Here is a 4,737-nt window from a genome sequence, read left to right as displayed (position 1 = left end):
CGATACCCCCTGTGGCGGCGGCGTCCCGGCCCTGTCGGGCGCGCATCCCTCACGCAGGTTTCGTCGCGGCGATGAAGTTCCGTAGGGGCTGGCATCCGCCGGTCGAGGCATGCCTCGCCCCTACGATCCGGCGCGTGGCTGTTCCGTCGCGCGCAGCGCCGAGGTGTTTCCCCTCTCCCGCAGTCTGGGAGAGGGGAGCGCGGCCCCTGGTCATGAGGAACGAACGACCGGGGCCGCGCGGGGGAGAGGGCCCCCACGCGCGCGCAGGGCGGCCGATGCGCTCGGCCGCCCTGCGTTCGACGTCGATCGTGCTCGACCGCGTCCGGTCTCAGCTCGCGCGGTTGTACACCAGCTTGTAGGTGAGCGGGCGGGGCAGGCGCGGCGAGGTGATGGTCACGTTCATCGTCAGCGTGTTGCCGTCCGCGCTGATCGAGTACACGTTCAGGCGCTGCCCGTCCTCGGCCTTGAAGGTCTGCTCCAGGCGCCCGTTCTCCCACTCGGTGGAGAGGTCGAACACCTCGCCGTCCTCGCGCCGCCACTTGATCGGCGCCCCGTTGGCCGGGCTCACGATCGGGCTCCGGTTCTCCAGCGTGACCGTCACGTTGCGCTGGTCGAAGTCGATCCGCACGCGCTCGTACATGGGGTTGGTGCGCACCAGGCGCCCGCGCGCGATCGGGCGGGTGACGAAGCTCATCCGCGCCACCGCGGCGTCGATGGCGGTGCGAACGTTGTCGCTCGCCTGCCGGTTGAGCGTGAACGTGCCGCGCATGCTCGACTCCTGCGCGGCGCCGGCGGCCGGCAGCGCGGCGGCCAGGGCCAGGGCGCAGAGGAACGGGACGAGGCGGGTACGGCGCATGGGCGAGCCTCCGGTTGCAAAGGGAAAAACGTGTCGCGGGAGCGCCGCACGAGGGCGGCGCGGGGAAGACGCCGGGAACGGAGCGGCAATCTAAGCACGCTCCGCGGCGCGCGGTAGGGCGGCGCCATTCATCTGTAGTCCTTGCGTTTACCCGCTCCCGCGCCCGAAGTTTCCTGAAACCCCGCGCCCGGGCGCGGCGTACCAGCCGCCGCATTCCCGCGCCGCGCCGCCGGCGCGCCCTGCATCCCCCCGATTCCACCCAAAGGCCGTCCCGATGGCAGACGAAGCCCGCGCCACCCGCATCCTCACCGGCATCGACCCGCGTAGCTGGGAGCACCCCGCCGACCGCGCCGCGCTCAACGCCCTGCGCAAGATCACCGGCTTCGACGAGGTCCTGCGCAAGGTGCTGGGCCTGCTGGGCGGCGAGAGGGGGGTGCGGCTCCTCTTCCTCTCCAGCGCGGTGCGCGTCACGCCCACGCAGCACCCGAAGCTGCACCAGATGTGGGGCGAGGTCATGCGCACCCTCGACGCCCCCGAGCAGTACGCGCTGTACGTCACCCAGAACCCCACCTACAACGCGATGGCGCTGGGGATCGACCAGCCCTTCGTGATCCTGCACTCCGAGATGGTGCGCGACTTCGCCGACGACGAGATCCGCTTCGTGATGGGGCACGAGCTGGGGCACGTGATGAGCGGCCACGCCATGTACACCACCCTGCTCGTGCTGCTGCTGCGCCTGGCCAGCAGCCAGTTCTCCATCCTGGGGCTCGCCGCCATCCCCATCCTGCTGGCGCTGCTCGAGTGGAGCCGCAAGGCCGAGCTGTCGTGCGACCGCGCCGGCGTCCTGGCCGTGCAGGAGCCCGATCCCGGCATGCGGACCATGCTCAAGTTCGCGGGCGGCGCCTTCACCGAGTCCAACCTGGCCGACTTCATCCAGCAGGCCGAGGAGTACCGCGCCGCCGGCGACCTGGCCGACCAGGTCTACAAGGTGCTGAACGTGCTGTGGGTCACGCACCCCTTCCCGGTGGTGCGCGTGGCCGAGATGCGCAACTGGTTCGAGAGCGGCGCCTACGAGCGCATCCTGGCCGGCGAGTACCACCGGCGCGGCGAGGGCGGCGGCCGCTACAGCGAAGACGTGGCCGAGGCCGCGCGCACCTACCGCGAGAGCGCGAAGGAGACCTTCGGCCAGGCCGCCGACGCCGCGCGCCGCGTGGTGGATTCGTTCCGCTCGGGCTTCGGCAGGCAGTAGCGGCGCTCTCGCCCAGAGCGGCGTCGAACGCAGGTAAAACCTGGATTCTACACGACTTGCACGCTCCGTACACCTCCGCCGCGGCGACGGCTTCGAAGGTGAGTCGAAGCCAAGTGGGGCCTGGTTTGAACAAAGTGGAACCGCACTTGCATCATGCCCCGGCGGCGCGGACGGGCCGCGTCGTGGAAACCCGCCCATCGGAGAGCGGAACATGAACAAGTCGGAGTTCATCGACATGGTGGCCGAGAGGGCCGAGCTCACCCGGGCTGCGGCGGCACGCGTGGTGGATGCGATCTTCGACACCGCGTCGGGCGCCATCTCGGAGGCCGTCCATGCCGCGGGAGCCCTGTCAATTCCGGGCTTCGGCAAGTTCACCAGGCGCACGCGTGCGGCCCGCACGGGGCGCAACCCGCGCACGGGGGCGAGCATCAGCATCCCCGAGCGCACCACCATCGGCTTCAGCGCCGGCAAGGGGCTGAAGGAGAAGCGCAGCACCTCGCGCCGCAAGGCGGCCGCCACGGGCGCCGCGGTCGGCGCGGCGGTCGGCGCCGCGGCGGCGGGCGCCGCAGCGGGCGGGCGCGGCTCGCGCTCGGGTGGCTCCAGCACGCGCTCCGGCTCGTCCTCGCGCTCCAGCTCCGGCGGCTCGTCCTCGTCGTCGCGCAGCAGCGGCGGGTCGAAGAGCGGTGGGTCGAAGAGCGGTGGGTCGAAGAGCAGCGGGTCGAAGGGCGGCGGCTCCAAGTCCACGCGGTCGGGCGGCTCGTCGTCGCGCTCGGCCGACACCGCCTCGCGCGGCGGCGGGTCGAAGAGCGGCGGGTCCTCGCGCAGCGGCGGCGGCGGGTCGAAGAGCGGCGGCAGCTCGTCGAAGAGCAGCGGCGGCGGCTCGAAGAGCGGCGGGTCCACTCGCAGCAGCGGCGGCGGCGGCTCCAAGAGCAGCGGAAGCTCCTCCAAGAGCAGCAGCTCGTCGAAGAGCGGCGGATCGTCGCGCGGCGGCGGCGGGTCGAAGAGCGGCGGCAGCTCGTCGAAGAGCGGCGGCGGCGGCTCGAAGAGCGGCGGGTCCACTCGCAGCAGCGGCGGCGGCTCCAAGAGCGGCGGCGGAAGCTCCTCCAAGAGCGGCGGCAGCTCGTCGAAGAGCGGCGGCGGCTCGAAGAGCGGCGGCAGCTCGTCCAAGGGCGGCGGCGGGTCGAAGAGCGGCGGCAGCAAGTCCTGAGGCCGGCGGCCGCTCGCCGAGGGCGGGGCCGCATTCCCCCGGGGATGCGGCCCCCGCCGTTTGCGCGGCGGGAGCGCCGCCACGCCCAACCCTGACTTTCGCGAGCGCTGGAGCCAATGCCGGATAGCGGGGTGCGCCGCATCACCTGGAGGTCCGCGGACGTCGTGCGCGTCCTGGGCCTGGGCTTCCTCTTCCTCTTCCTCTGGAAGTTCTTCTGGCTGGTCTACCCGGCGCTGTTCCTGGCGCTGCTGGCGGTGCTCATCGCCATCGTGCTCCACGTCCCCGCCAGGCTCCTCTCGCGCTGGATCCCGTTCCGCCTGGCGTTCGCCATCGTGCTGCTGCTGTTCGTGGGCGGGCTGATCGGCCTGCTGGTGGCGATGATCCCGCAGGTGGTCGAGCAGGGCACGCAGCTCGCCACGCAGATCCCGGAGACGCTGCGCAGCCTGGACGAGTGGTTCGCGCGCAAGACGGGGGGCCAGGCGGACCCCGCGCGCCAGGCGAGGATCCAGCAGCAGCTCGAAGGGTTCGCCGCCCGCTTCCTGCCCGCGGCGCTGAACACCCTCACCACGGTGCTCGGCTCGTTCGCCATCATCGTGCTGGCGGCGTTCCTGGCGGCCGAGCCCCGGATGTACCGCGACCTGGTGCTGTCGCTGGTGCCCGAGGACCGGCGCCCGCGCTGGGCGCGGCTGCTGGACGAGGCGGGGAACAACCTGCGCGCCTGGGTGATCGGCAAGGCGTTCACCATGCTGGCGGTCGGCGTGGCCACCTACTTCGGGCTCACCTTCCTGGGGGTGCCCGGCGCGATGGCGCTGGCCGCGTTCGCGGCGCTGATGGAGTTCATCCCCAACTTCGGCCCCACCATCGCGGCCATCCCGGCCATGATCGCGGGGTTCGCCGTAGCGCCGGCCACGGCCGTGTACGTGGCCATCTTCTACTTCCTGCTCCAGCAGGTGCAGAACGCCATCACGGTGCCGCTGGTGGAGCGCAGGGCGGTGAACATCCCGCCGGCGGCGCTCCTCATCTGGCAGCTCATGCTGGCGTTCGGCTTCGGGGTGGTGGCGCTGTTCGTGGCCACGCCGCTCTTGGCCGTGCTGGTGGTCGCCGTGCGCATCCTGTACGTGGAGCCCAGCGAGGACCTGCAGCGCTGGGACCGCCGTGAGCCCGACACCCCCACCCCCGCCGCCGACATCGCGCACTCCGCCGAGGTGCCGGGGAACGCGACGGACCAGGAGCCAGGCGCGGGCGGGGCGGGGTGAACTGCAAGTGCGAAGTGCCCAGTGCCCAGTGCCTAGTGCGAGCGGAGTGGCGAGACCTGATCTAAAGAGGGTCCATACGCACTCTCGCACTCTCGCACTCTCGCACTCTCGCACTCTCGCACTCTCGCACTCTCGCACTCTCGCACTCTCGCACTCTCGCACTCTCGCA

General features: G+C 71.8%; 4 protein-coding genes. 3 read left to right on the top strand and 1 reads right to left on the bottom strand.

Features of this window, described 5'->3' with window-relative positions:
- Positions 1-328: 328 nt before the first annotated feature.
- Positions 329-856 (bottom strand): hypothetical protein, encoded by a 528-nt coding sequence (locus tag VF746_04795; protein HEX8691715.1) that lies wholly within the window; start codon positions 854-856, stop codon positions 329-331.
- Positions 857-1,130: 274 nt separating this feature from the next.
- Between VF746_04795 and VF746_04790 the strand changes: the two genes are divergently transcribed.
- From VF746_04790 to VF746_04780, 3 genes are all read left to right on the top strand, one after another.
- Positions 1,131-2,105, top strand: a complete 975-nt coding sequence (locus VF746_04790) for a M48 family metallopeptidase (protein ID HEX8691714.1) — start codon at positions 1,131-1,133, stop codon at positions 2,103-2,105.
- A gap of 211 nt (positions 2,106-2,316) precedes the next feature.
- On the top strand, positions 2,317-3,312 hold the full coding sequence (locus VF746_04785; GenBank protein HEX8691713.1) for an HU family DNA-binding protein: 996 nt from the start codon (positions 2,317-2,319) through the stop codon (positions 3,310-3,312).
- A gap of 116 nt (positions 3,313-3,428) precedes the next feature.
- Complete coding sequence (locus tag VF746_04780; GenBank protein ID HEX8691712.1) at positions 3,429-4,568, top strand: AI-2E family transporter; 1,140 nt, start codon at positions 3,429-3,431, stop codon at positions 4,566-4,568.
- Positions 4,569-4,737 lie beyond the last annotated feature (169 nt).

Source organism: Longimicrobium sp., assembly GCA_036389795.1.
GTDB lineage: Bacteria > Gemmatimonadota > Gemmatimonadetes > Longimicrobiales > Longimicrobiaceae > Longimicrobium.
Note: the sequence above shows the minus strand (reverse complement) of the source record. Positions and strands in the feature narration are given on the sequence as shown.